Annotated in this window: 26 protein-coding genes and 1 tRNA gene; 12 read left to right on the top strand and 15 right to left on the bottom strand. The window is 64.8% G+C overall.

Annotated features, from left to right (window positions below; genetic code table 11):
* Positions 1-101: 101 nt before the first annotated feature.
* From FJ957_RS13730 to FJ957_RS13695, 8 genes are all read right to left on the bottom strand, one after another.
* The gene (locus FJ957_RS13730) at positions 102-1,067 is read right to left on the bottom strand and encodes an ABC transporter permease (RefSeq protein WP_140832141.1); all 966 of its coding nucleotides are present in this window, start codon (positions 1,065-1,067) and stop codon (positions 102-104) included.
* A gap of 5 nt (positions 1,068-1,072) precedes the next feature.
* Positions 1,073-2,014, bottom strand: a complete 942-nt coding sequence (locus FJ957_RS13725) for an ABC transporter permease (RefSeq protein WP_140832139.1) — start codon at positions 2,012-2,014, stop codon at positions 1,073-1,075.
* Positions 2,011-2,748 (bottom strand): ATP-binding cassette domain-containing protein, encoded by a 738-nt coding sequence (locus tag FJ957_RS13720; protein ID WP_140832137.1) that lies wholly within the window; start codon positions 2,746-2,748, stop codon positions 2,011-2,013. Before FJ957_RS13720 ends, FJ957_RS13725 begins: the two co-directional genes overlap by 4 nt.
* Positions 2,741-3,478 (bottom strand): ATP-binding cassette domain-containing protein, encoded by a 738-nt coding sequence (locus FJ957_RS13715; protein WP_140832135.1) that lies wholly within the window; start codon positions 3,476-3,478, stop codon positions 2,741-2,743. Before FJ957_RS13715 ends, FJ957_RS13720 begins: the two co-directional genes overlap by 8 nt.
* Before the next feature lie 156 nt (positions 3,479-3,634).
* Entirely contained in the window at positions 3,635-4,819 is a 1,185-nt protein-coding gene (locus FJ957_RS13710) for a substrate-binding domain-containing protein (RefSeq protein WP_140832133.1), read from the bottom strand.
* Positions 4,820-4,845: 26 nt separating this feature from the next.
* Positions 4,846-5,967 carry an extracellular solute-binding protein gene (locus FJ957_RS13705; RefSeq protein ID WP_140832481.1) on the bottom strand — a complete coding sequence of 374 codons (1,122 nt, stop codon included), beginning with the start codon at positions 5,965-5,967 and terminating at the stop codon, positions 4,846-4,848.
* A 14-nt stretch (positions 5,968-5,981) separates the two neighbouring features.
* Positions 5,982-7,142, bottom strand: coding sequence for a CaiB/BaiF CoA-transferase family protein (locus tag FJ957_RS13700; protein ID WP_140832131.1), 1,161 nt, complete (start codon positions 7,140-7,142; stop codon positions 5,982-5,984).
* Between the two features lie 3 nt (positions 7,143-7,145).
* Positions 7,146-7,697 (bottom strand): MaoC family dehydratase, encoded by a 552-nt coding sequence (locus FJ957_RS13695; RefSeq protein WP_140832129.1) that lies wholly within the window; start codon positions 7,695-7,697, stop codon positions 7,146-7,148.
* A gap of 202 nt (positions 7,698-7,899) precedes the next feature.
* Between FJ957_RS13695 and FJ957_RS13690 the strand changes: the two genes are divergently transcribed.
* Positions 7,900-9,006 (top strand): lactonase family protein, encoded by a 1,107-nt coding sequence (locus FJ957_RS13690; RefSeq protein WP_140832127.1) that lies wholly within the window; start codon positions 7,900-7,902, stop codon positions 9,004-9,006.
* Between the two features lie 19 nt (positions 9,007-9,025).
* Here FJ957_RS13690 and FJ957_RS13685 read toward each other — a convergent pair whose 3' ends face one another.
* Positions 9,026-9,382, bottom strand: coding sequence for a hypothetical protein (locus FJ957_RS13685; RefSeq protein WP_246674208.1), 357 nt, complete (start codon positions 9,380-9,382; stop codon positions 9,026-9,028).
* Between the two features lie 497 nt (positions 9,383-9,879).
* Here FJ957_RS13685 and FJ957_RS13680 point away from each other — a divergent pair, with 497 nt between their 5' ends.
* On the top strand, positions 9,880-10,338 hold the full coding sequence (locus FJ957_RS13680; protein WP_140832125.1) for a YbhB/YbcL family Raf kinase inhibitor-like protein: 459 nt from the start codon (positions 9,880-9,882) through the stop codon (positions 10,336-10,338).
* A 72-nt stretch (positions 10,339-10,410) separates the two neighbouring features.
* On the top strand, positions 10,411-10,911 hold the full coding sequence (locus FJ957_RS13675; RefSeq protein ID WP_140832123.1) for a DUF6496 domain-containing protein: 501 nt from the start codon (positions 10,411-10,413) through the stop codon (positions 10,909-10,911).
* A 604-nt stretch (positions 10,912-11,515) separates the two neighbouring features.
* Here the strand turns inward: FJ957_RS13675 and FJ957_RS13665 are convergent.
* Both FJ957_RS13665 and FJ957_RS13660 read right to left on the bottom strand, forming a co-directional pair.
* Positions 11,516-11,591 (bottom strand) — tRNA-Ala (locus FJ957_RS13665).
* Positions 11,592-11,752: 161 nt separating this feature from the next.
* Positions 11,753-12,148, bottom strand: coding sequence for a TIGR02300 family protein (locus tag FJ957_RS13660; RefSeq protein ID WP_140650589.1), 396 nt, complete (start codon positions 12,146-12,148; stop codon positions 11,753-11,755).
* Between the two features lie 196 nt (positions 12,149-12,344).
* On the opposite strand from FJ957_RS13660, the gene aroA reads away from it, so the two are divergent.
* The 3 genes from aroA to rpsA all read left to right on the top strand — a co-directional run bounded on the left by aroA (position 12,345) and on the right by rpsA (position 16,332).
* Complete coding sequence (gene aroA / locus FJ957_RS13655; RefSeq protein WP_140832121.1) at positions 12,345-13,703, top strand: 3-phosphoshikimate 1-carboxyvinyltransferase; 1,359 nt, start codon at positions 12,345-12,347, stop codon at positions 13,701-13,703.
* A gap of 86 nt (positions 13,704-13,789) precedes the next feature.
* Positions 13,790-14,440, top strand: a complete 651-nt coding sequence (cmk, locus tag FJ957_RS13650; RefSeq protein ID WP_140832119.1) for a (d)CMP kinase — start codon at positions 13,790-13,792, stop codon at positions 14,438-14,440.
* Positions 14,441-14,634: 194 nt separating this feature from the next.
* Positions 14,635-16,332, top strand: a complete 1,698-nt coding sequence (rpsA, locus tag FJ957_RS13645; protein ID WP_140644738.1) for a 30S ribosomal protein S1 — start codon at positions 14,635-14,637, stop codon at positions 16,330-16,332.
* Positions 16,333-16,409: 77 nt separating this feature from the next.
* Here the strand turns inward: rpsA and FJ957_RS13640 are convergent, their stop codons facing one another.
* The 4 genes from FJ957_RS13640 to FJ957_RS13625 form a co-directional block, all read right to left on the bottom strand.
* On the bottom strand, positions 16,410-17,117 hold the full coding sequence (locus FJ957_RS13640; RefSeq protein WP_140832117.1) for an SDR family NAD(P)-dependent oxidoreductase: 708 nt from the start codon (positions 17,115-17,117) through the stop codon (positions 16,410-16,412).
* A gap of 195 nt (positions 17,118-17,312) precedes the next feature.
* Positions 17,313-18,893: a 5-guanidino-2-oxopentanoate decarboxylase gene (locus FJ957_RS13635; protein ID WP_140832115.1), complete on the bottom strand. Its 1,581-nt coding sequence runs from the start codon at positions 18,891-18,893 to the stop codon at positions 17,313-17,315.
* 74 nt (positions 18,894-18,967) lie between these two features.
* Complete coding sequence (locus tag FJ957_RS13630) at positions 18,968-19,639, bottom strand: TetR family transcriptional regulator C-terminal domain-containing protein (protein ID WP_140832113.1); 672 nt, start codon at positions 19,637-19,639, stop codon at positions 18,968-18,970.
* Positions 19,609-20,481, bottom strand: coding sequence for a dimethylarginine dimethylaminohydrolase family protein (locus FJ957_RS13625; protein ID WP_140832111.1), 873 nt, complete (start codon positions 20,479-20,481; stop codon positions 19,609-19,611). The genes FJ957_RS13630 and FJ957_RS13625 overlap by 31 nt, the downstream gene beginning before the upstream one ends.
* Positions 20,482-20,691: 210 nt before the next feature.
* Between FJ957_RS13625 and FJ957_RS13620 the strand changes: the two genes are divergently transcribed.
* The 6 genes from FJ957_RS13620 to FJ957_RS13595 all read left to right on the top strand — a co-directional run bounded on the left by FJ957_RS13620 (position 20,692) and on the right by FJ957_RS13595 (position 25,964).
* Entirely contained in the window at positions 20,692-21,507 is an 816-nt protein-coding gene (locus tag FJ957_RS13620) for an ABC transporter ATP-binding protein (protein WP_140832109.1), read from the top strand.
* Between the two features lie 57 nt (positions 21,508-21,564).
* Complete coding sequence (locus FJ957_RS13615; RefSeq protein WP_140832107.1) at positions 21,565-22,362, top strand: transporter substrate-binding domain-containing protein; 798 nt, start codon at positions 21,565-21,567, stop codon at positions 22,360-22,362.
* Between the two features lie 148 nt (positions 22,363-22,510).
* Positions 22,511-23,221 carry an ABC transporter permease subunit gene (locus FJ957_RS13610; protein ID WP_181180572.1) on the top strand — a complete coding sequence of 237 codons (711 nt, stop codon included), beginning with the start codon at positions 22,511-22,513 and terminating at the stop codon, positions 23,219-23,221.
* Positions 23,221-24,030 (top strand): ABC transporter permease, encoded by an 810-nt coding sequence (locus tag FJ957_RS13605; protein ID WP_140832103.1) that lies wholly within the window; start codon positions 23,221-23,223, stop codon positions 24,028-24,030. Before FJ957_RS13610 ends, FJ957_RS13605 begins: the two co-directional genes overlap by 1 nt.
* Before the next feature lie 96 nt (positions 24,031-24,126).
* Positions 24,127-25,128, top strand: coding sequence for an Ldh family oxidoreductase (locus FJ957_RS13600; protein ID WP_181180565.1), 1,002 nt, complete (start codon positions 24,127-24,129; stop codon positions 25,126-25,128).
* Between the two features lie 383 nt (positions 25,129-25,511).
* Complete coding sequence (locus tag FJ957_RS13595) at positions 25,512-25,964, top strand: DoxX family protein (protein WP_140832101.1); 453 nt, start codon at positions 25,512-25,514, stop codon at positions 25,962-25,964.
* The last annotated feature ends 62 nt before the right edge of the window (positions 25,965-26,026 follow it).

Below are 26,026 nucleotides of genomic sequence, written 5' to 3'. Positions count from 1 at the left end.
CGGCTGGACCAGCCTTTGTAACCCCAAGGTGTCGTACGCTAAGTCGCCCAAGTGCGACATTTTACGAGGGCGACCAGGAATCAAACAGCTTGCCGCTCGATCTAAACCGTCGTGCGAACGTGGCGCTCGCGGCCGTAGAGCGAGACCAGAAGCAGGATGACCAGGCCGAGCGCGGCTTGCACCGTCGACGGCCGGAAGCCGAGACCGATCAGCAGCGTGTTGATTTCGGTCAGCACCAGGACGCCGGCGATGGTGCCGAGATAGCTGCCGCGGCCGCCGACAAGCGCCGCGCCGCCGACCACGACGGCGGCGATCGTCTGGAAGAGATAGGGCTGGCCGACATCGCCATAGGCCGAGCCTGTGAAGCCGAGCAGCAACACGCCGGCGACAGCCGCGAAGAAGGCGCTGGCCGCATAGGTGACGACCCACATGCGCAACGGATCGATCAGCGCCAGGGGCGCCGCCTCCGGGTTGCTGCCGACCGCGTAGAGCCGGCGGCCATAGGGCGTTCGGGCAAGCACCAGCACGATCAGCGCCGTCAGTACCACGAGGCAGGGCACCAGCAAGGGCACGGGCAAGGGACCGACCGAGCCGCCGATCGAGACGAAGCTGGACACGGCCTGCGGCGCCGAGCCGGATGGAAAACCGCCGGTCCACAACAGCACGGCGCCCTGGACGACCATGCCGATGCCGAGCGTGACGATCAGCGGATGGATGTTGAGCCCGCGCGAGATCAGCCCGTTCAGCGCGCCGATGGCGACGGCAAGGACACCGACGACAACGCAGACCAGGGCGAAGTTCCAGCCCTGACCATAAAGCTGCGCCGCCACGACATTGGCGAAGCCGATGACGAAGGGGATGGAAAGATCGATGCCGCCAAGAATGACGACCAGCGTCTGGCCGATCGAAGCCACCGCCAGCAGCGAGGCGATGACCAGCAGCGCGCGGATGGCGAAGGGCGCCGAATAGCCGGGGATGAGCAGCGTGCCGACGACCTGCAGCAGCAGCGCCATCAGGAAGGCGCCGGCGATGCGGGCGTTGGTGGACTGGAACCAGTTGCTTATCATCCCGGTCAGCCTTTCCGCCTCGACAGCCGTTCCTGCACCGCCGTCAGCACCACGGCGATAACGAGGATCAGGCCATAGGCGATCTGCAGCACATAGGTTGAAACGTTGAAGGTTGTGAGCAGGCTCTGCAGCAGGAAGATGTCGATGGCGCCGATCGCGGCGCCGCCAAGCCCGCCGCGCCCGCCGGCGAGGCTGACGCCGCCGAGCGCCACGGCGGCAATCGCAATCAGTGTGTAGGTCGGGCCGATATTGGGGTCGGCCGAGCCGATCAGCGCGGTGAGCATTAGCCCAGCCGCGGCGGCGAAGATCCCGGTCAGGACATAGGCGATGAGCCGCACCTTGGTCACCGGCACGCCGGCGGTATAGGCGGCGCGGTCGTCGCTGCCGACGGCCATCAGCAGGTCGTAATAGGGCGTGCGGCGCACCAGGAGCCAGCACAGGCCGATCAGCGCCAGCGGCAGAATCGAGAGCGGCCCGGCCATCGCCTTCAGCCAGTCCGGCGCCGGACCGATCGGCGCCGGCAGGATGGTGAGCGTGACGCCGGTGAGGATGAGATAAGTGCCGAGCGTCGCCACGATCGGCTGGATGCGCAGGATCGTGGCAAGCACACCGTTCGCTGCGCCGACCGCCGCGCCAACCAGCAACGCGGCCGGAACGATGATCCACGGCGACGAGACGCCGAGATTGAGGAACAGCACCTGGATGACCAAAGCATTGACGAAGCCCATGAGCGGACCGACGGAGATATCGATGCCGCCGCGTCCCGCCAGGACGACCGGGGCGGAGGCGACGGCCGCGCCGATCAGCGGTGCGGCCAGCCCGAGCAGCGTGCCCCAGGACGACGGCTGAAAGCGCGCCGGATTGAGCCCGACGTTGAGCAGGAGCAGGACGACGAGCATCACCGCGGCAAAGCCGACGCCACGGAGCTTGCGAAGGATCGGGCTCATGCGGCGCGTCCGAACATGGCTGCGATCACCGTATCGGCGGTCATCTCCGCGCCCGAGAATTCGGCCGACACGCGCTGCTCGCGGAACACCAGCACGCGGTGGCAGAGAAGCAATATCTCCTCGATCTCGCTGGACAGGATCACCAGGGCCATGCCCTCGGCGGCGAGGCCACGGAAGACGTCATAAAGCACATGACGGGTCGCCACGTCGACGCCGCGCGTCGGATCGTTGAGCAGAAGGACGTTCGGCTCCAGCGCCAAGGCGCGGGCGAGCAGCACCTTCTGCTGGTTGCCGCCGGAAAGCGTCGTTATGGCCGCATCCGGACGCGGCGCGACGATGCTGAGCTTCTGCCTGTAGGTCTCATAGCGACGACGGCGTGCCGCGAAGCTCAAGAAGCCGAAGCGGCGATCGTTCGACACGGTGGAGATGGCGAAATTGTCGAGCACCGACTGCATCGGGAAAATGCCGGTCGAGCGGCGGTCGCGCGGCAGATAGGCGATGCCGCCGGCGACGGCCTTGCGGAAGCTGGTGATCGACCCCGCCTTGCCGTCGACCGCGATCTCGCCGGCGACTGGCCGCTCGAGCCCGGCCAGCGCGCGCAGGAAGCGTTCCTGGCCGTGGCCGTCGAGCCCGGCAAGACCGACGATCTCGCCTGGCGCGATCGTCAGACTGATCGGATCGACACCGGGAGCGATGACGAGCTCCCGCACACGGAGGGCTTTTGCGTCAGCCATGCGCCAGCTCCGCGGCCGTTTGCGGCGCCATCGCCGCCAGAAGCTCGGCCGGCGTCGAAACACCGCGCTCCTCGGTCTTGACCACGCGGCCGGCGCGCAGGATGGATATGCGGTCGGACAAAGCCATCACCTCGTCCATCCGGTGCGTGATGAACAGGATCAGCGTGCCCGCCCCGGCCATCGCGCGCATAAGCGCGAAGACCGACTCGCGGTCGGCGAAGTCGAGCGCCGCCGTCACCTCGTCGAGGATCAGGACACGCGGGTTGCGGATGACGGCGCGGGCAAGCACGACAAGCTGTCGCGCGGCAAGCGGCAGCTCGCCGCATGGCCGGTCGAGATCGATCGGCGTCACGGCGAAGCGGCCGAGCGCGGCCTGCGCCCGGGCGCGGCGGTCGCCACGCGGCACGCCTCGTCGCCAAAGGCCGTCCAGGCCGAGCAGGATGTTGTCGGTCACCGAACGATCGGGCGCGACCAGCACTTCCTGGAAGACGGTAGCAAGGCCAGCGGCCTGGAAGGCCGCGGGCTGCGTGCCGGAAAACGCCTTGCCGTCTAGCAGGATCGCACCCCTACCCGGCTGCACGATGCCGGACAACAGTTTCACGAGCGTGCTCTTGCCCGAGCCATTCTCGCCGAGGATCGTATGGATCGTGCCGGGACGGAAGGCGATCGACGCCTCGGCCAGCGCGACGGTTTCGCCATAGCGTTTCGAGACGCCTTGGACTTCGAGCATGTGTCTTTCCAAGATAGAGAAGCCGGCCCCTAGAGCGTTTCACCGTTTCACAGAACGGCGAACCGCTCTATCACTTCGTTTTGACGCAATTCCGGACGGAAAACCGTTTCACACTTTTCCTGGAATTGCTCTAGCGAGAGCCGGCTTCGCAAAACATCACTTGGCGCAGGCGTCCGGCACCTTGGAATAATCCCAACCCTTGGTCGGCGCGGGATTGGCGAAATAGGCGTCGAGCACGTCCTCGGGCATCGGGTCGGTCGGCGGCACCGGGAAGACCGAAACGGCATCCGGCGTCATGCAGTCCTTGTACCATTTGTCGAGCTCGGCCGCATGCACCGGCGGAATCGGGATCAGCAGCGTGTTGAGCTTCGGCTTCTGGCCGTCGAGCATGCGCTCTCCGACGCGAAACAGCGTCTGCGCGGTCCAGCCCGGCAGCACGGCATGGCCCTCGAAGCGGTACTTGTCGGGATTGGCCTTCCAGTAGCCGAGCGCGTCGCCGGTGATCGAGCCGGTGATCAGCGGCGCGGGACGGCCGGCTTCGGCGAAGGCTTCGGCGACGACGCGGCTTTCGCTGCCGGTCGTCCACACCGCATCGATCGGCGCGGGATTGGTGGCGATCGCTTGCAGCACCACCGTCTTGGTGACGTTGGCCGTCCAATTGCCGTTGACGGTGCGCGCGACCTTGAGGCCCTTGTTCTCGGCCAGCGCCTTGTCGGCGCCCTGCTTTTCCTGGACCACGATCGGATGGCCGGCGATGCCCTCCACCACCAGCACGCTGGCATCGGGCTTTGCCTTGCCGATCGCCGTCATCATGTCATAGCCCCAGCGGGCATAGTTGGAATCGACATTGATGGCGTTGGGGCTGGTGATCGAGCCCGCCGCGGTGATGAAGGGGATGCCAGCCTTGGCGGCGGCATCCACGGCATCGTCGAGCGCCGTCGCCGAGCCCGGGATCGAGGTGATGATCGAACATTTCTTGTCGATGAAGGCGCGGATCTGGTTGATCTGCTGGCTCGGGTCGTTGTTCGAATCCGACATTTCGAAGCTCGACACCGTGCCGTCGGCGATCAGGCCCTCGACCAGCCGCTTCAGCTCCTTGGTAACGGACACGCGCCACGGATTGCCCTGGTAGCTCTCCGAATGGCACCACTTCCACGGCTTGGCAGGCGGCGTGAAATTATCCCAGGCCGAGGGCAGCACTTTCTGCGGCGCGCCGTCATACTGCGCCTTGAGATCGGCAGGCAGGCCGTCGATCACCGACTTCACGTCGGCGGCATGGGCGGCGAACGGGATCGAGACTATGGCGGTTGCGGCGAGCAGGCCGCGTATCAGGCTGGTCATCTTTTCCTCCCTTGGTGCACCAGAAACTAGCCGGCGGCGGCCGGCGCGAAACTCTCCCTGAACAGGCGATTGATGTCGGCGACGACGTCGTCCTGCCTGCCGGCAAGGCCCTCATTTATGCGGTCCGAAGCCTGCTGTTGGAACGCCATATAGCCGTCGTGGCGCGGGCGGACCCAGGCGCCTTCGAGCGTCGCACGCGTGTCGCGATAGAAGTCGCCGGTCGCGGCGTTGACGGCATCGTCCTCCCAGGCCGCGGCATGGCCGGGCTGGCCGCCGGCGGCTGTGTAAGGCCCGCGCTGCACGTCGCCGCTGGCGATCCAGTAGGCGAAGTCGATCGCCGCCTCGCGCGCGGCGGAAAAGGCCGAGACGGCAATACCGGTTCCGCCAAGCGCCGAGCCGACCGGGCCGTTGCCGCCGGCGACCGGCATGTCGGCGAAGGCAAGACGGCGCGGCCGGAAACCCGCCACCGCATAGGGAACATAACCGTAGATCAGTGGCGCGCAGGCGATGCGGGAATTGGCTTCCGCCATCCTTTCAAACACCGCGATCGGATCCATGGTCAGGCATGCGGGATCGACGAGCGCCGCGATCTCGCGCAGCATCTCGAAGGCGGTTTCGCCGGCCTCGCCATCGATAAGGTCGACCGAACCGTCGACGATGCACGGCCGGCCAAGATCGGCGGCCAATGTGTAGAAGCACATCAGCGAATGCGGCGGCCGGAGCGGCAAGAGAACGCGGCCCTGCTCGGCAAGCGCCAGCACTTCGGTCCAGATCGCCGGCGCGGCTTCGATCAGATCCGGCCGCCAGGCCTGAACCTGGGTCGCGGCATCGATCGGAAATGCCCATTGCCGGCCCTGCCAGGTGTAACTCGGATAGGATTGGCCGACGCTTCCGGCGGCGAGTGCCTTGCGTTCCGCTTCGCGTCCCGGCACATCGAGCGGCGCCAGACATTTCTCGGCGGTGATCTGGCCGACATGCGGGTGGTCGATGACGATCAAGTCGTAGGCGCGGGCGAGTTCTTTCACGGGAAAAGACTCGAAATCCTGCAGCGAGCGCTTTTCCCATTCGATCGAGACGCCGGTCTTTTCCTTCCACAGCGCCGAGCACGCCACCATCGGGTCGTAGCCGCGCGGATGGCTCCAGGTCATGCCTTTCAACCGGATCACAGGCCGAACTCCGAGCGGATTTTCTCGCTGTGCTCGCCGATACGCGGGGCGGCTCGATCCACCTTGGCGCGAGCGCCGTCGACGCGCAGCGGCGTGCGGGTGGTTAGGATCGAGACATTGTCCTCGCGGGTCACGGTCTGCAGCATGTCGAGCGTCTTGAAGCCGTCGCTTTCCATCAGTTCCGGCCAGGTCAGCACCTTGGCGCACCAGACATCGGCGGGCTCGAGGATGGCCAGCCATTCGTCGATGGTCTTTTGCCCGATGCGCCTGGCGACGATCGCCTTGATCTCGTCGCGGGCCGTGAACCAGGTCGCGGGCTTGTCGCGGAACGGGTCGAGCTCGGGCAGTTTGAGCAGGTCGGCAATCTTCGGGATCGGCGTCATCGCAATCGCCAGGTAGCCGTCCTTGGCCGGATAGACGCCGTAGGGCGCCGACAGATAGGCGTGTGCGCTGCGGAAGGACGAGCGCTTCGGCAGACGGCGGCCGTCGTTGAGATGCGTGGTCAGCACCTCGAACTGGAAATCGATCAGCGCCTCAAGGAGGCTGGTCTCGACATGGCCACCCTCACCGGTGATGCCGCGCCGCACCAGCTTGGCGAGGATGCCTTGCGCGCAGGCAGCGCCCGCCAGCATGTCGGCGATCGCCAGGCCGAACGGCACGGGCCCCTGCTCCTCGTCGCCGTTCAGCCACATCACGCCGGAACGGGCCTGGGCGAGCAGATCCTGCCCCGGGCGCTTGACCCAGGGACCGTCCTCGCCATAGCCGCTGATCGAGGCGTAGACGAGCCGGGGGTTGATCGTTCTCACATGCCCATAGTCGAGGCCGAGCCGCTCGATGACACCCGGCCGGAAATTCTGGATGAGCACGTCGGCCCTGGCGATCAGCGCGCGCAACATCGCAAGATCGGCCTCGTTCTTGAGGTCGACGGCCAGGCTCTCCTTGCCGCGGTTGATGGCGTGGAAAATGGTGGAATCGCCACCGATCTCGGTGTCGCTGAGATAGAGCCGGCGCGACAGGTCGCCGCCATCGGGCCGCTCGATCTTGATGACGCGTGCGCCGAGATCGAGCAGGCGCAGCGAGCAATAGGGTCCCGACAGGAACTGGCTCATGTCGACGACGACGAGGCCGGTCAGCGGAAGTTCGTTTTCAGCGGCCACGGTTCACTTCTCTGTCTTGCCGACGAAATCGGTCGGGTTCTTGTATTTCACCGTCTGCAGATGCTCGCAGTAGAGCACCAGCTCTCCTTCACCCTTGAAGACTTCATAGCTGGCGCGGATCAGGCCCATGTCCTGGTAGCGCGGCTTTTTGTCGAGGTTGGTTCGGATCGAATAGATGGTGTCGCCGATGAAGACCGGCTTGATGAATCTGAGCTTGTCATAGCCATAGGAAAAGGCGTTGATGCAATTGGTGGCGACCAGGCCGAGCCCGGCCGAAAAGACGAAGGCGCCCGCCACCAGCCGCCGGCCGAAAATGCCTTCCTTCTCGGCGAACATCTGGTCCTGCACGTAAGGATGGATGTCCAGCACCAGCGCATTGAACATATGGCTTTCGCCCTCGGCGATGGTGCGGCGGAGCGAGCGGATTTTGTGGCCGGCCTGCCAGTCCTCGTAGAACCAGTTTTCCGAATTCCAGACGGGGATGCCGGCATGCGCCTCAGGCATGTCGGCCGGATGCGTCGAGGCGACGCCGACGGTCAGCGCAAATGCGCTCATGATCCTCTCCGGAAGCTTGCGGCGCGGTCTGCAAGGCGGTTCCGGGCACGAGGCCGGATGGCGAGACGCATGTCGCTTTTCCTCCCGTCAATTCTTTTGTGAATAATATTTTCACATATGGGATTGCCTTGCAAGCGACGATCGGCGAAATTTTTGGAAAGCCGGCACGAGCGCAGCAGCGCCGGCGATGGGAGGAAGATCGATGCAAAGCGCGTGTCTTGTCTTTGTCGGCAGCCTCAACCGCGAGGCTCCCTATTTCCAGGGGGCGCGCGGCGTCGGCCTCGGCGTCTACGCTTTCGACGAGGCGACGCTTGCCGTGCAAAAGCTTGCCGAGACCGACGAGGTCGACAACCCGACCTTCCTGTCGGTGACGCCGGACGGGACGCGCATCTATGCCAATTCGGAAGTCTTCGCCTGGCGCGAGGGAACGGTCACGGCCTATCGCTTCGAGCGCGCCACCAATTCACTCGCCTATATCAACAAGCAGCCGTCGCTCGGCAGCATCACCGCGCACAACACGATCACCCGCGACGGCGGCAAGCTGCTGGTCGCGAATTACGGGCTGGGAAGCGGCGGCCCCGACAAGGCGGTCGCTGTGTTCGGCTTCGCGGCCGACGGCGGCCTGACCGCGCCGCTGGCGAGCGTGGCGCATTCCGGCACCGGCCCCAACGCTGACCGGCAGGAGCGATCGCACGCCCACAGCGTCACCGAAACCATCCAGGGCGGCGTTGCCATCGTCGCCGATCTCGGCATCGACCAGCTGGTCTCCTACCGGATAGGGCCCAACGGCGCGCTGGTGAAGCTCGCTTCCTCGGCGCTCGCGCCAGGCGCCGGACCGCGTCACGTCGCGCTGCATCAGAACGGCCGCTTCGTTTTCGTCATGAACGAGCTGGACTCGACGGTCGTCTCCTTGGCGCTCGACCAATCGTCAGGCCAGCTCGAGCCGATCGACACCAAGCCGGCGGTTCCAGAACAGGCTCGCGCGCATAATCACTGCGCCGACATCCAGATCTCGCCCGACGGCCGCTTCCTCTACGGCTCCAACAGAGGCCATGACAGCGTCGCCATCTTCGCCGTCGATCAGCAGTCTGGGAAATTGGAGCTGGTCGACTTCGCGCCTTGCGGCGGCGCGACACCGCGCAACCTCGCGCTCACGCCATCGGGCAGGCATCTGTTTTCAGCCAACCAGAACGCCGACCGCATCTCGATCTTCGCCCGCGACGAGACGAGCGGCCGGCTGACCGACACCGGCCACGCCATCGAAATCGGAACGCCGATGTGCGTGCGGATCACGCGGGACCCGCTTTGACTTCAGTGACTGACTTTGCTCACTGGCCGACCCGGGCGAACGAGCCGATATAGGTCTGGCCGGCAAGCGCGTAGGTAACGTTGAGTGTTCCTGGCGACGGCATCGTTGCGGTGATGTCCGCGCCGTTCGGCAGGCGCCCGAGCTTCAAGGTGTTTCCGACGATCCTGCCGGAGCCGTCGGCAACGCCCGGCTTGTTATCGGCCAGGTCGCCCCACGCGTAGCTGACCGTCACCTGCCCGCCCGAGGACACGGTCAGGACCGCCAGCTTGCCGTCATACATGCCGTTGAGCTGCCCCGCCCATATGCCGGAGAATGCGGCGTATCTGGCCGGAACGCCCTTGCCCGGGGGAACGATCGCAGCCGCCTGATCCAGCACGGCCGAATTCGGCGAGGTCGCAGCGGAAGCAGCAGCGGCGGCCGGGATTGGCTCGGATGGAGGCGGTTCGTCGGGAGCCGACTGGCAGGCGGCAAGCGTGGATGCCAGAATGCAAAGCATCGGCAAGAGACCGTTTTGTCGCGCGAGCAGCCCGGATCGAACACGTCCCTGCGCCAGATTCCCACCCAAAGCCGGAATTCTCATAAGCATCCCTCTGACAGGAAGCCCCTTAGCCTAGTTGCGGCCACCGGCATAGGGATTTCCTCGGGCGCTTGTTCGCCGGTACCACCCGCGTTCGCTTTCCGTTGGAGCGGCTTTCCCAGGGACGATACCTTTGCAAGCATCCGTCGACGCTCCGTCGCGGGCGTGATGCTGGAACTCCCGCCAGTGCCCCGCGTTCCAAAAGAAACCGGTTGCGAGCGCGCTCCATCGATCCGAGCGAAGATCGTTCGTGAATTCCTTCGGGAAGAACGCGATAAATGCACGGAGTTCCAGCCATGGCTTTCACGCTTGAGAGTCCAGCCTTTGAAAACGGGCAGACCATTCCCGAACCCTATGTCCGCAACGGAGGCAATTTGTCGCCTCCCCTGCGGTGGAAGAACGCGCCGGCCGGGACCAGAAGCTTCCTGCTCGTCGTCGAGGATCCCGATGCGCCGCGCGGCATGTTTCGCCATTGGGCGGTCTATGACATTGCCGCCGGGCGAGACCGCTTGCCGGAAGGCACCGCCGGACCGGAAACTTTCCGCCAAGCCGTGAACGACTTCGGCAATTCCCATTATGACGGTCCCCAGCCGCCAAAAGGGCACGGCGTTCACCATTATCACTTCCGCCTTTCAGCACTCGACGTCGAGGCGCTGGAACCCGGCGGAGAAACGGGAATCGCGAATCTTCTGGCCCAGGCGGAGCCGCATATGATCGCCACTGCCGACCTCGTCGGCACATATGAAAGTCGCTGATGCGCGATCTGACGCATGCTGTCGGCATTCGATCATGCATCCGTTCGAACGAGGAGAACGAGGAGAAAAACAATGCCGGACAAGAAAACCATCGAAAAGGCGCGCGAGGACAAACGCGAAGGCAAGTCGGCAAGCACGCAGGCCGGTGAATTCGTTCACGCGGAAATCGACAAAGTCCGCAAAGGCAAGCACGGCGCCCGCTCCACCAAACAGGCGATCGCCATCGGCCTTTCGGAGGCGCGCCGCGCGGGCGTCGACCTGCCGCCCCCCAAAAAAGGCGATGTGAAGGAGAGCACGCGCAAGAGCGCCAAATATGCTTACGAGGCAGGCCAGGGCGAACGGAAGCCGAAGCGCCAGCCGAAGGTCTCGAAGGCGGTGTCGAAGGTGCTTGAGGGCGAGCCGAAGACCACCGCCTCCCACAAGGCGCTGTCGAAGCAGGCCAAGAGCGCTGCATCCGGCCGCACAGCCGAAGAGCGGTCGGCGGCGGCAAGGAAAGCCGCGCGGACCAAAGGCGCCGCCGGACGATCGGCGGCAGCGCGCAAAGCAGCCAGAACCCGCACCCAGCGCGGTTAGAGCGTGAGCGGCCAAGTTGGATGCTTCGCCGTAACCTTCCGTCGGGAAGATGCGACAGACCTGAGAACGGTTCGCCGTTTCCGTGAAACTCCAGCCGCAGTTGAGCCGGCCACAAGACGCAGCGGCCCAATATGCCGGGGAGTTTGCCATCCGATCATTCGAGGCAAATGGCTTTGACATCGGCTGCCAGATATTTCGGATGCAGTCGACAGTAAGAGGTACGTGCTCTTGCCCGTCAGGGAGAAGAGCCATGCTTCAATCCATCCTTCGCAACCATATTTTGAAAACTCCTCCTCCGAAGGATTTCGCGCTTCTACAGCCGTCCATGCATCGCGTGGAACTGGCTATCAAGGCCCGACTGTAGGACCGCTATCGATAGTCGGAGGTTTTAAGCGATTTCTTTATTTCTACCTTACCGACGTAGGGCCGCAAGGCGTCTGGGACGCGCAACCGAAGCCAGTAAACGTTGCCGCGAAGCTGGAGATGTGATGCTCGCCGGGGCACGGAATTTCCTGCGTTGTGGACCACCTATGTGGACCACATTGCCTGCGCATGCCTTTGAAATCAAAGGTTCTTTAGGGAAATCAACATCCTAAAGAGTGACTGGTGGAGCCAATCGGAATCGAACCGACGACCTCTTGAATGCCATTCAAGCGCTCTCCCAACTGAGCTATGGCCCCACTCCCGGCAGTCAGCCGGCGCCGTTTCCGGCGAAGAGATCCGGCGCGATTGGGAACCGCGCCGTCGTTTAGTGCTGGCGGCTTCTAGCGCCGCCTTCGGTCAAGATCAAGCCTTGAAAAGCCGCTTTTTCGTCACAGGCCAAAATGGCCGGCAAACGAAATCAGACTTCGTCATCGTCGTCGCCGACGCCGATCATATCGGCGACGTCATCGTCCTCTTCCTCTTCGTCGGCAAGGAAGGTGTCGTCCTCATCGTCCCCGAGATCGACATCTTCTTCATCATCGCCAAGATCGGGAAGATCGTCGCCGCCGCCCTTGGCCTCGTCATCGGCCTCCTCGAGCGAGACGACTTCGGCGCCTTCCTCTTCGTCGGCGTCCACTTCCTTCTCGGCGACTTCCTCATCTTCCTCGACGGCAGAAATCTTGCCTTCGTCGAAATAGGAGCGTGGATAGCTCTTGCCGGTATAGGGCGAGACGATCGGGTCCTTGTTGAGATCGTAGAATTTCCGACCCGTTTCGGGGTCGACACGCTTGGTGCCAAGTTCAGCTTTTGCCACAGTAGGCCTCGTCAATAAAAGAGTGGTCCCCATAACGGCAGTTTTGAGCGCTGTCAAAGCCAAAAGCCGGCATTGTAAAATGCTCGTATTCGAAGGCCTCGCACAAGGGGATGACCATTGCAACGCACCGTGATACGAGACCGCCGCACCATGACGAACCGAGCCGGCCAGCCGGCATTTCATTTGGAAGACAAGGATGTCTCACTCCGCCGCCGCTAAGCCAGCCACGGCCCGCAAATCCCCTCCCCTTGCCGGCATCGCGCGCGTGCCGGGCGACAAATCCATTTCGCACCGCTCCTTCATGTTCGGCGGCCTCGCCTCCGGCGAAACCCGCATCACCGGCCTGCTCGAAGGCGAGGACGTGATGCGCACGGGCGCCGCCATGAAGGCAATGGGCGCGCATGTCGAAAAGAAGGGAGCCGAATGGGTGATCCGCGGCACCGGCAACGGCGCGCTGCTGCAGCCGGAAGGCCCGCTCGATTTCGGCAATGCCGGCACCGGTTCGCGCCTCACCATGGGGCTGGTCGGCACCTATGACATGGAGACCACCTTCATCGGCGACGCCTCGCTTTCCGGCCGGCCGATGGGCCGCGTGCTCGACCCGCTGCGCCAGATGGGCGTGCAGGTGCTGAAGGCAGCGCCCGGCGACCGCATGCCGATCACGCTGCGCGGCTCGAAACACGCCGCGCCCATCACCTACCGCGTGCCGATGGCGTCCGCGCAGGTGAAGTCGGCGGTGCTGCTTGCCGGCTTGAACACGCCCGGCATCACCACGGTGATCGAGCCGGTGATGACGCGCGACCATACTGAAAAGATGCTGAAGGGCTTCGGCGCCAATCTGACCGTCGAGACCGACGAGCGCGGCGTGCGCCACATCTTCATCGAAGGCCAGGGCAAGCTCACGGGACAGACGATCGCCGTGCCGGGCGACCCGTCCTCGGCCGGCTTTCCGCTCGTCGCGGCGCTCATCGTGCCGGGCTCCGACATCGTTATCGAGAACGTGCTGATGAACCCGACCCGCACCGGTCTGCTTCTGACCCTGCAGGAGATGGGTGGCAAGATCGAGATCCTCAACCCGCGCAATGCCGGCGGCGAGGACGTGGCGGACCTCCGCGTGCGCTATTCCGAACTGAAAGGCGTCACCGTGCCGCCCGAGCGCGCGCCGTCGATGATAGACGAATATCCGGTGCTGGCCGTGGCCGCGAGCTTCGCCGAGGGCGAGACGCTGATGCAGGGGCTGGAGGAATTGCGGGTCAAGGAATCCGACCGGCTGTCGGCTGTGGCCAATGGGCTGAAGCTCAACGGCGTCGACTGCACCGAGGACGAGGCTTCGCTCGCCGTGCGCGGCAAGCCGGGCGGCAAGGGGCTCGGCGCGCATCCGAACGGCCAGGATACGGCGGTGAAGACGTATCTCGACCACCGCATCGCCATGAGTTTTCTTGTGATGGGGCTGGCGACCGAGAAGCCGGTGACGATCGATGACGCGAACATGATCGCGACGAGCTTTCCGGAGTTCATGGGATTGATGAAGGGGCTGGGCGCGGAGATCGAGTGATTGTCGATGGGTTGGGGCCAAACAGAAATGCTGGCGGGACAGCGCTCGCCTTGTTCCTTGCGCCCTCTCTTCATGGCGAGCAGCCAATGACCCACACCTTCACCATCGCCATCGACGGCCCCGCGGGCGCCGGCAAGGGCACGCTTGCCCGTCGCCTCGCCGACCACTACCGGCTGAACCTGCTCGATACCGGCCTCACCTATCGCGCGGTGGCCCACAAGCTGCTGGAACTCGGCCTGCCGCTCGATAATGTCTCGGCGGCCGAAACCGCGGCCCGGCAGGTCAACCTGTCGAACCTCGACCGCGCCGTGCTGTCCGCGCATGCGGTGGGCGAAGCCGCCTCCAAAGTCGCTGTCATTCCCACAGTACGGCGCATCCTGGTGGAGAAGCAGCGGGCCTTCGCAAAGGCGCCGCCGGGCGCGGTGCTCGACGGCCGCGACATCGGCACCGTCGTGTGCCCGGACGCCGATATCAAGCTCTACGTCACGGCAAGTGCGGCGGTGCGCGCCAGTCGCCGGCTGGCGGAGATCGAGAGCATGGGCGGCAGCGCCGATTTCGCCACCATCCTTGCCGATATCGAGCGCCGCGACGAACGCGACATGGGCCGCGCCGACTCGCCGCTGAAGCCGGCGCGAGACGCGCACTTGCTTGATACCAGCGAAATGGCTATAGAAGCCGCGTTTCTGGCGGCGATGGCGATCGTTGACGACGTCCTTGCCAAGAGAAACAAGGCCTGATCAGGTTTTTCGATTGCCGTTGGCGGCGAAAATACCCATATCGGGCACGAACCAGCCTGCCAGCATTCTTCATGCGCCGGACTTGCCGCCTGAACAGCGGCCAAGGGCTCTTCAGCCCGGAACGCCGGCAGGCTCACGCAACGCTAACCCACGGCGCCCGCTCCGCCAGCGCGCGGAGCATTCCAGGAGAAACAATGTCAGCTGCTAATCCGTCTCGCGACGATTTCGCGAGCATGCTCGAAGAATCATTCACCGCCGGCCATTCCGGCGAGGGCCAGGTTGTCCGGGGCACGATCACCGCCATCGAAAAGGACATGGCCATCATCGATGTCGGCCTCAAGGTCGAAGGCCGCGTGCCGCTGAAGGAATTCGGCGCCAAGGGCAAGGAATCCTCCCTCAAGGTCGGCGACACCGTCGAAGTCTATGTCGAGCGCATCGAGAACGCGCTTGGCGAGGCCATGCTGTCGCGCGAGAAGGCTCGCCGCGAGGAGAGCTGGGTGCGTCTCGAAGAGAAGTTCACCAAGGGTGAGCGCGTCGAAGGCGTCATCTTCAACCAGGTCAAGGGCGGCTTCACCGTCGACCTCGACGGCGCCGTGGCGTTCCTGCCGCGCAGCCAGGTCGATATCCGCCCGATCCGCGACGTCACTCCGCTGATGCACAATCCGCAGCCCTTCGAGATCCTCAAGATGGATCGCCGCCGCGGCAACATCGTGGTGTCGCGCCGCACCGTGCTCGAGGAGAGCCGCGCCGAACAGCGTTCGGAAATCGTGCAGAACCTCGAGGAAGGCCAGGTGGTCGAAGGCGTGGTCAAGAACATCACCGACTACGGTGCGTTCGTCGACCTCGGCGGTATCGACGGCCTGCTGCATGTCACCGACATGGCATGGCGCCGCGTCAACCATCCGACCGAGATCCTCAACATCGGCCAGACGGTCAAGGTGCAGATCATCCGCATCAACCAGGAAACCCACCGCATCTCGCTCGGCATGAAGCAGCTCGAGTCGGATCCGTGGTCGGATATCGGCACCAAGTTCCCGATCGGCAAGAAGATCAAGGGCACCGTCACCAACATCACCGACTACGGCGCGTTCGTCGAGCTGGAGCCGGGCATCGAGGGCCTCATCCACGTTTCGGAAATGTCGTGGACGAAAAAGAACGTGCACCCCGGCAAGATCCTGTCGACGACGCAGGAAGTCGACGTGGTGGTGCTCGAGGTCGATCCGGCCAAGCGCCGCATCTCGCTCGGCCTCAAGCAGACGCTGGAAAACCCGTGGCAGGCTTTCGCTTCGAGCCATCCGGTCGGCAGCCAGGTCGAGGGCGAGGTCAAGAACAAGACCGAGTTCGGCCTGTTCATCGGCCTGGAAGGCGACGTGGACGGCATGGTGCACCTTTCCGACCTCGACTGGACCCGTCCGGGCGAGCAGGTCATCGAAGAGTACAATCGCGGCGACGTGGTCAAGGCGCAGGTGCTCGACGTCGACATCGAGAAGGAGCGCATCTCGCTCGGCATCAAGCAGCTGGCCCGTGACACTGTCGGCGAAGCGGCCAACAGCGGCGAACTGCGCAAGAACGCCGTCGTCACCTGCGAGGTCATCGGCGTGAAGGATGGCGGTCTGGACGTGCGGCTGGTCGACAGCGGCATCGAGACCTTCATCAAGCGTTCGGACCTTTCGCGCGACCGCGACGAGCAGCGCCCCGAGCGCTTCACCGTCGGCCAGAAGGTCGATGCCCGCGTCATCGCCTTCGACAAGAAGACCCGCAAGCTGCAGGTCTCGATCAAGGCGCTGGAAATCGCCGAGGAAAAGGAAGCGGTCGCCCAGTACGGCTCGACCGACTCCGGCGCCTCGCTGGGCGATATCCTGGGCGCGGCGCTGAAGAAGCAGGGCAACTAAGCCAAGCCTAACTGACGAACAGCAAAAAACCCGCCGGAGCGATCCGGCGGGTTTTTCTTTTGTCGGGATAATCGAGTTCAGGCCCGGCCGTAGAGAGGGACCAGCGTGCCGCTCATGGCCTGGTTGGCGGGCGAGGCGAGATAGGCGATCGCTTCCGCGGCGGCTTCGAGACTGACCCATTTGGCGAAATCGGCGTCGGGCATGTCGGCGCGGTTGGCGGGCGTATCGAGCGTCGAGGGAGCCACGGCGTTAACGAGGATGCCCTTGCCCTTCAACTCCTCGGCCATGGCCACCGTCATCGCCGCGACCGCCGCCTTGCTCGCGGCATAGGCGACCATGCCGGAGCCGCGCCTCGGGTCGAGACCGGCGCGCGCGGTGACATTGACGATGCGGCCGGCCGTATTGGACTCCAGCATCGAGCGCACAGCGGCGCGGCTGCATAGGAAAGCCGTGCGGGCGTTGGTCTCCATCATCTCGGCGAAGGAGGCGGACTCGATCTTTTCCACCGGTGCCATGGTGAAGCCGCCGGCAAGGTGGATCGAGGCCCAGAGCTCGGGCACCTGGTGGTAGAACGCTTCGACCTTGGCCGAATCCGACAGGTCGACATTATGCGCCAGATGCACGCTGGCGTGGGCTGCGTAAGGAAAATGCGGCGGGGCCGCCGCGTGGGCATTGGGCACGTGGCAGATCGCGCCTTGCTCCAGCAATCTGCCGACAACCGCGCCGCCGAGCGCCCCAGTACCGCCCGTCACCACGACATGCCTGCCATCAAGCGTTTCCGTCATCCTTCGACCGCTCCTGTCATTTTTTTGATTATATCTTGGGTTATGCCGCCCCAGGCTCGAACGTCGCGCCTTTCGCGTCGTCACTCAATTGAAATATCGACATGGCAGGCGCAGCGTCTTTGCATGCGTCGGAACTTGGCAGGCGACATCAATCTGCCGGCGCCGGAACGGGCCTACCGGCAGACGCGCCAGTCTTCAGTCGACGGTGATTTCGATGACGCGCGGCTTGCCTGCCGCCCGCGCGCGGCTTAGCGCCTCGGCAAGACCACTGGCCCCGGCCAGCCGCTCGGCCTCGATGCCGTAGGCCTCGGCGAGCTTGCAGAAATCCGGCGGCGCCGGCGACACGCCGACCGGCTCCACGCCGACATCGAGCATCGAGGTCTCGATCTCGCGATAGCCGCGGTTGTTCCAGACGACGAAGATCACGGGCGCTTCGGCGTCGAGCGCGGCGCCGATCTCCGGCAAGGTGAACTGGAAGCCGCCATCGCCGGTGAGGCACACCACCGGCGCCTCGGGCACCGCAAGCGCCGCGCCGATCGCGGCCGGTGGACCGTAACCCAGCGCGCCGAAGCCCGTCGCTGCGTTGAACCAGCCGCCGGGGCGGTCGTGGTCATAATAGAGATTGGCGGCATAGATCGGCTGGGTCGAGTCGCCGACGATGATGGCGCCCGGCAGCGCGTCGCGGATCGTTTCCACGGCATGAACTTGCGCCAGATAGTCGGGCTTCAATTCGGCTAGCGCTGCCTTCCGCGCGGCGGCCGCACGAGCCTCGCCATCGCTTGCCGCAGCATGGCCGAGCCCGATCGCCGCGAGCAGAGCCTCGATCCCGTCGGCGCAATCGGCCTGGATGCCAACCGTCACCGGCCGGCGCGCGATCTGGTCGGCGCCGATATCGATACGGATCAGGTTCTTCGGCAGCACGAAGCCGCCGTCGCCATAGCCGTCATAGTCGGTCGGGCCGAATTCGGTACCGGCGGCGATCACCAGGTCGGCATCCGCCATCAGCGCGCGCACGGCCTTGAGGCTGGGGCTCGCCGGCACGCACAGCGGATGGCCATGCAGCAGGCCGCGCGCATTGGCGGTCTCGACGACCGGAGCGCCAAGCGTCTCGGCCAGGCGCCGCAGCGCCGCGTCGGCCTTCCTGGCGCCGCCGCCCGAGAGGATCAGCGGTCGGCTGGCGGCCTCGATTAGCTTCGCCGCTTCAGCGACCGCCGCGGCGTCCGGCACCGGCGGCGCCGCGTTGCTCAGCGCCGCCGCTATGCCGTCGGCGGGCTTGACCATCACATCGGTGGGAATCTCGATATGAACCGGCCCCGGCCGCGCCGACGAAAACAGCGCGAAGGCGCGGGCGAGAGCGCCCGGCAACTGCCCGGCTTCGGTGACACGCTCGGAAAACAGCGCGACCTTTTCCATCATGCCGCGCTGGTCCGGCAGTTCATGCAGGAAGCCCAAGCCCTTGCCCAGCGTATCGGTTGCGTTGACGCCGGAGATCACCAGCATCGGCACAGAATCGGCGCGCGCCTGGCCCATGGCGGTGATGGTGTTGGTCAGCCCCGGTCCGGTGATGACGAAGGCGACGCCCGGCCGGCCGCCGGCGCGCGCATAACCATCGGCCATGAAGCCTGCCCCCTGCTCGTGGCGCGGCGTGACGTGGCGGATCTTCGAGCGCGCCAGGCCGCGATAGAGCTCGACCGTATGGACGCCTGGAATGCCGAAGACGGTGTCGACGCCATGCGCTTCGAGCAGGGTGATGAGCGCTTCGCCGATGGTGGTCATCGCATTTCCTTCCTTTTGTTTCTCACGCAATTGCGGACGGAAAGTTACGGCGAAGTGGCCGAACCAACCGCTTCTCATTTTTCCTGGAATTGCTCCAGCGCCGCGAGGCCGAGTTCGGCCTCGACGGCCTTGATGCCGATCGCCGCCAGCTCGCCGGGCGAGAACATCTCGCCGGCCAGGCAGCCTTCGATCCAGAGCCCGTCGATGATCGCGTTGATCGCTATGGCATGGTGGCGCAGCTCGCTTGCGTCCGGCTTGCGCCGTTCGGCGGCGAGCACGTCGGCCACGACCGCTTCCACCTCGTTGCGAAAGCCGAGATAGCCTTCGCGATGGGCGCGGGCGAGCGACGGATCCGCGCCGGCGCGGCCGATGAAGGTTGCCCAGAGCGAGAAAACCCGCTGGTCGATGATCGGCGCGTTGAGGTTGGCGGTGACGAAAGCCGCAAGGCGTTGGCGCGGCGAGGCATCTTCCATGACCAATGCCGCTTTCGCCTGCTCCGTCATGCGGCCCATCAATGCTGCATAGGCCTCCTGCAGCAAATCTTCCTTGCCGGGGAAGTAGTGCCGGATCAGCCCGGCGGTAACGCCGGCACGCAAGGCGATGGTGCGAACAGTGGCACCCTGCAAGCCATGTTCCGCCACGCTGCCCAGGGTGGCATCGATCAGGTCCTGCCGCCGCCGCTCCTCGCCCTCGCGGCGGAACTTGCGGCGCGCACTCATTGGCGCAGGATCGGCCGCGTCAGGCATGTCGGCCCGCCTTCGCAGGCGATGCAGAGCGCGTCCGCCTCAAAAACCTCAACCACGCAGCCGGCGGCTTCCATCGCGGCTTTGGTCTTGGGAAAACCGGCAACGGCAATGACCTTGTGCGGGCTGGTCGGCAGCACGTTCAGGCTGAGGCCGTTGGAAGCGGCGAATTCTTCGGCGTCGCCTTCGACCAGCCGGATGCCCCGCGCCTTCAGCATCTGATAGAACGGGGCCGGCAGAAGCGGTGAATAGACCAGGGCAAGGTCGTCGGCCAGCGGGCTGATCACCGACATCAGATGCAGGCACGCCTCTTCGCCCTGCCATAGCGGCAGATCGAAGCCGTAGACGGAAACGCCCAGCGGCGACAGCAGGTTGGAAACCTGCTGGATGCCTTCCTGGTTGGAGCGCACACCGCGCCCGATCGCCAGCGTGCGGGCATCCACCCATACGCAGTCACCGCCTTCGACCTGGCCAGGCGCCTCGACCCGGCCGAGGACCGGAATGCCCAGTCTCTTGTAGGTTTCCTCATGCAGCGAGGGCTCCCGGGCGCGCAAGGGCTTGCCCATGGACAGGATCAGCGCGCCGCGGTCGGTCATCAGCGACGGGTCATGGGTGAACACCGAATCCGAAAGGCCGTCGGCCTTGTCCTCGATCCATTCGATTTCGGCGCCGGAAGCCGCCACCAGTTCGGCAAGGAGCGCATGCTGCGAAGCGGCCTTCGCCGGGTTGAATCCCGGGCCATAGTGCCAGGCTGCCCTGTCGGCGTCGCGCATGGCGTTGGCCGCCGACCGCATCAGCACGCGCCGCAGCGGCGCCGCCATGGACTGTGATCCGAAAGCGCTCATCGATGTCCTTTTAAGATGAAAAAAATCGTGAAAATTTCATGAAAGGCTATTTATACACTTGCGCAACAAGGCCGCAAGTGCCGTAATGAGCGGGATTGACGGGCTCGCGCTGTCGGGTCCATGCTGAAGTCTGGAGTGGGCAGGACAGCGTATGTTGATTAGCCGGATGGACGTTCGACGACCTGCCTTCGACCATAGAGAGGTCGCCCGGTGAGCGTGGCGGACGCTGCCGCAGTCCGGTCCGGTAAGGCGCAGAACAGCGCCGCCGAAGCCATCCATGTCGAAAACCTGCATAAGAAATTCGGCCAGCTGCACGTGCTGAAGGGCGTTTCGCTGTCGGCGCGCGACGGCGAGGTGGTCGCCATCATCGGCGGCTCCGGCTCCGGCAAGTCGACGCTGTTGCGCTGCATCAACTGCCTGGAGAACCCGACCAGCGGCATCATCCGGGTCAATGGCGAAGAGATCAAGCTCAAGGCCGACAGCCACGGCCACACCGTTCCGGCTGACCGCAGGCAGATCGAGCGTATCCGCTCGAGGCTCGGCATGGTCTTCCAGAATTTCAACCTGTGGAGCCACATGACGCTGATCGAGAACGTCATCGAGGTTCCGGTGCATGTGCTCGGCGTCAAGCGCGACGAAGCGATCGCCCAGGCCGAGAAGCTGCTCGCCCGCGTCGGGCTGGCGGAGAAGCGCGACGTCTATCCGGCCTTCCTCTCCGGCGGCCAGCAGCAGCGGGCCGCGATCGCCCGCGCGCTGGCGATCAATCCGCGCGTCATGCTGTTCGACGAACCGACGTCCGCGCTCGATCCCGAGCTGGTCGGCGAGGTGCTGAAAGTCATCGGCGACCTGGCGCGCGAGGGGCGCACCATGGTGCTGGTGACGCATGAAATGAAGTTCGCCCGCGAGGTCGCGACGCATGTCGTCTATCTCTACAACGGGCTGGTCGAGGAGGAAGGTCCGCCGGAACAATTGTTCGGCGCGCCCAAATCCGAAAGGCTCAAGCAATTCCTCCGCAATGTCGGCTAGGTGCGGGCATCAAGCGGAGCGAAAAACCGGGAACAACAACAAACTGGGAGTCCTGAAATGAAGACTGTTCTCAAGACATTCGCCGCCGCGCTGCTTCTCGGCGTCGCGGCGATGGGTGGCGTGGCCAAGGCCGAGCAGGTCAAGATCGGCGTCGCCGCCGAACCCTACCCACCCTTCACCTCGCCCGACGCCTCGGGCAAATGGGTGGGCTGGGAGATCGACTTCGTCGACGCCGTCTGCGCCGAAGAGAAACTCGACTGCGTCATCACGCCGGTTGCCTGGGATGGCATCATCCCGGCGCTGACCACCAAGAAGATCGACGCCATCGTCTCTTCCATGTCGATCACCGACGAGCGCAAGAAGACGATCGACTTCTCGGACAAGTACTACAACACCCCGACCGCGATCATCGGACCGAAGGACCAGAAATTCGGCGCCACGCCTGACGATCTCAAGGGCAAGGTGATCGGCGTCCAGGTCTCGACCGTGCACGCCGTCTACGCCAAGAAGCATTTCACCGGCGCGCAGGAGATCAAGGAATACCAGACGCAAGATGAAGCCAACCAGGATCTGGCCGCCGGCCGTATCGACGCGGTGCAAGCCGACTCGATCGCGCTCGGCGAGTTCCTGAAGTCGGACCAGGGCAAGGGCTGCTGCGACCTCAAGGGCATGGTGACCCCGGACGACGAAGTGCTTGGACCAGGCGTCGGCGCCGGCATCCGCAAGGAAGACACCGCGCTCAAGGAGAAATTCAACGCCGGCATCAAGGCGATCCGCGCCAACGGTAAATATGACGAGATCTCGAAGAAGTATTTCGACTTCGACATCTATGGCGGCGCCACGCAGTCGAACTGAGCCCTCTCGAAATGAGTGAGGGCATGGCGTCCGCGCCATGCCCGACCTTGCCACGCATGCGTGCCGCCGACCTTGCCGTCGGTGGCTTGCCAGCAATCCGGGGACGAAGCTGATCGACACCTTTCTTCCGGCCTCCGCGGCCGGCATCATGGAACTCCTGTCGCCCGTGGCGCCAGGCTGGGGCGGCACGCTGCTGGTCGGTCTGCTGCATTCGGTCGAGATCGCCATCGGCGCCACCTGCCTCGGCCTCATGATCGGCACCGCCGGCGCCTTCGGCAAGCTCTATGGCGGTCCGGTGACGCGCGACCTGCTCGCGGTCTACACGACCATCGTGCGCGCCGTGCCGGAACTGGTGCTGATCCTGCTGCTCTATTACGCCGGCACCGACCTCATCAACCAGGTGCTGACGGCGATGGGCTACAGCCGTGTCGACATCAGCGGGCTCGCGGCCGGCATCTTCGTGCTGGGGTTCGTCCAGGGCGCCTATTCGACCGAAGTCATCCGTGGCGCCATCCTCGCCATCCCGCAAGGCCAGATCGAGGCCGCCCGCGCCTACGGCATGTCGCCGGGCCTGATGCTGCGACGCATCACGCTGCCGGCGATGCTGCCCTTCGCCATCCCCGGCCTGGCGAATCTGTGGCTCATCGCCACCAAGGACACCGCGCTGCTTGCCGTCGTCGGTTTCTTCGAACTCACCCTTGCAACGCGCCAGGCGGCCGGCGTGACCAAGGCCTACCTTCTTTTCTACCTTGCTGCCGGCGCGCTCTATCTCGCGCTCTCGCTGTTCTCCAACCTGATCATCGGCCGCGTCGAGGCCTGGTCGCGGCGCGGCATGCCTTCCGTCAGGGAGGCACGCTGATGTCTGCCGAAGCCTCCGCGATCAACATGGCGGCGCGCGCCTCGATCTGGCTTAGACCCCACCGCATCGTGCTGATCCTGATCGCGCTGGCGCTGGTGCTCTGCGCTGCTTTCTTCATGCGCTGGGACTGGCTGCCGCAATATTGGGCAATGGGCCTGATGGGCATATGGCGGGCGCTTTGGATCCTCGCCGTCACTTGCGCGCTCGGCTTTGCGCTGGCCGTGCCGCTCGGGCTCGCCCAGGCAGGCGGACCGATCTGGTTCTCGGTACCGGCGAAGGTCTTCTGCACCATCATCCGGGGAACGCCGCTGCTCCTGCAGCTCTGGCTGCTCTACTACGGCCTCGGTTCGATCTTTCCGCAATATCCGTGGATCCGCGAATCGTGGCTGTGGCCATATCTCAGGCAGGCCTGGCCGTATGGCGTGGTGGCGCTGACTTTGTCCTTCGCCGGCTATGAGGGCGAAGTGATGCGCGGCGCCTTCGCCGGCGTGCCGCGCGGACAGTTGGAGGCCGCCCGCGCGTTCGGCATGAGCCGCTGGAAAATCTTCCGGCGCATCTGGTTGCCGCAGGCCTTCTACCGGGCGCTGCCGACGCTGACCGGCGAGACCGTGCTGCAGCTGAAGTCGACCCCGCTGGTGGCGACGATCAGCGTCATCGATATCTTCGCCGTCTCCTCCAAGGTGCGCCAGGACACCTACCTGACCTATGAGCCTTTGCTGCTCTTGGCGCTGATCTATATGACGATCACCGGCATCCTGGTCTTCGTCTTCAGTCGGATCGAGGCTCGGATTCCGGTCAAAATCGGTTAAGTGAGTAGTGAATAGTGGCTGGTGAGCAGTGGGCTGCTTGCTGGTTTTCCCCTACTGGCTACTCCCTACTTTCCTACTCACTCAGGAGCAGCCCTGATGCAACTCACTCTCGACCAGGCAACGGGCCTATGCCGGATGGCGGCGCTCGGCGCCGGCGCCAACGAAGAAGCGGCGCAGTCATTGACCGCCTCGATCATCGCCGCGGAGGCCGAAGGCCTGTCGACGGTGGGGCTGTCGCATTTCATCGATTATCTGGAAGCGCTCGAAGCCGGCCGCATCGACGGCAACGCCGATCCGGCGATCACCCGGCCGGCGCTCGCCGTCTATCTTTCGGATGCGCGCGGCGGGCTTGCCCATACCGGCTTCGACCGCACGATCGACGACCTGGTCAAGGCAGCAAAACTGTTCGGCGTCTCGATCTTCTCGCAGAAGAACGCCTATACATGCGGGGCGCTCGGCTATTTCACCGGGCGGCTGGCGGAACAGGGGCTGGTTTCCTTCGCCGCGACCAACGGGCCGGCGGTGCTTGCCGGCTCGGGCTCGGTCAAGCCGGTCTATTGCACCAATCCGATGTCCTTCGCGTCGCCCGCCGCCGACGGGCCGCCGCTGGTCATCGACCAGTCGTCGAGCGCGACCGCCTTCGTCAACATCCGCAAGGCGGCCGAGGACGGCAAGAAGATCCCCGAAGGCTGGGCGCTGGATGCCAGCGGCAACCCGACCACCGATCCGGCGGCCGCCATGAAAGGCGCGATGCTTGCCTTCGGCGGCCAGCGCGGCGCCAACATCGCCTTGATGGTCGAGGTGCTGGCCGCCGGCATTTCCGGCGCCAACTGGTCGCTCGACGCGCCCTGGTTCACCGGCGGGCCGGACAGTCCCGGCACCGGCCTGTTCGTTCTGGCCATCGAACCCAAGCTGCTCGATCCGGATTTCGAGCAACGCATGAAGGACCAGCTCGACCGGCTGCGGCGGCGCTATGGCGTGCATATCCCCGGCCGCTCCCGCGCCGAAGCCGCCGAGAAGGCAAAGGCGCGCGGCATCACCACGTCGAGGGCGGTGGTGCAGCGCATTTCAGAATTCGCCGAGCGTTACTCGGCCTGAGCAAACCGCGCCACACAACGAGGGCACGGTTTCTTTCGACGCCCGGCTGAACCTTTTCTCCCCCTGCAACGACCAATCTCCGGCACCCCACGCCGCGAGCCGCCCGGTTGGCTTCGTCTGGCTCGCGGTTGGCGGCGCCGCGCCGGGCGTTCAGGGCGGGGCGGGCGTGCTTGCTTCACGCCACCTTGATACCGTCTCAGGTCAGGCCGCCTCGGTGGGCCCTGTTTCGGCGTGGACACTGCCCGGAAAACCCCGCCTCGGCGGGGTTTTCTGCGTTTCCGAGCAATCGCCACAAAAGATGAGTCAAATGGTGAACTTTTGTTAACTTGACTTGCCCGGGGCCGTCGGGCGTTTGCGGGTATCGTCACAAAACAGGAGTTACGATGTCCGAGACCACCGACGCCTCCCGCGCAAAGCTGATCATCCCGGCGCTTGGTCGCCTCTATTCGGCATTGCATGACACTGGCGAAACCTTGCTGCGCGCCGCCGCCGGCGGCTTCCTGGCCATCCATGGTTCGCAAAAGATCGTCAATCCGTTCGGCGCCACGGGAATGGTCGAGGGGCTCGGCTTCTATCCGGGCGTCTTCTGGTCGCCGCTGCTCGCCTGCACCGAATTCTTCGGCGGCATCCTGATCGCCCTCGGCCTTTTCACCCGCCCTGCCGCTTTCGCCGGGCTGATCGTGCTTGTGGTCACCGTATGGTTCCACTGGGTGACCATGGGCCAGGGTTTCTCGGGCGCGGAAAAATCTCTGCTTTGGGCCGCGATCCTCGCCTTCTTCGCAATCCGCGGCGGCAATCGCCAGTCGGTCGACGCGCATATCGGCAAGACTTTCTGAGCCGCTTTCGCCTGGACGCAATTCCAGAAAGGAACCGCTCGGCACGTTTCCTGGAATTGCTC

This window comes from Mesorhizobium sp. B2-4-6 (assembly GCF_006442775.1).
GTDB lineage: Bacteria > Pseudomonadota > Alphaproteobacteria > Rhizobiales > Rhizobiaceae > Mesorhizobium.
The sequence above is the reverse complement of the archived record's forward strand: the minus strand, read 5'-3'. Positions and strand labels throughout refer to the sequence as shown.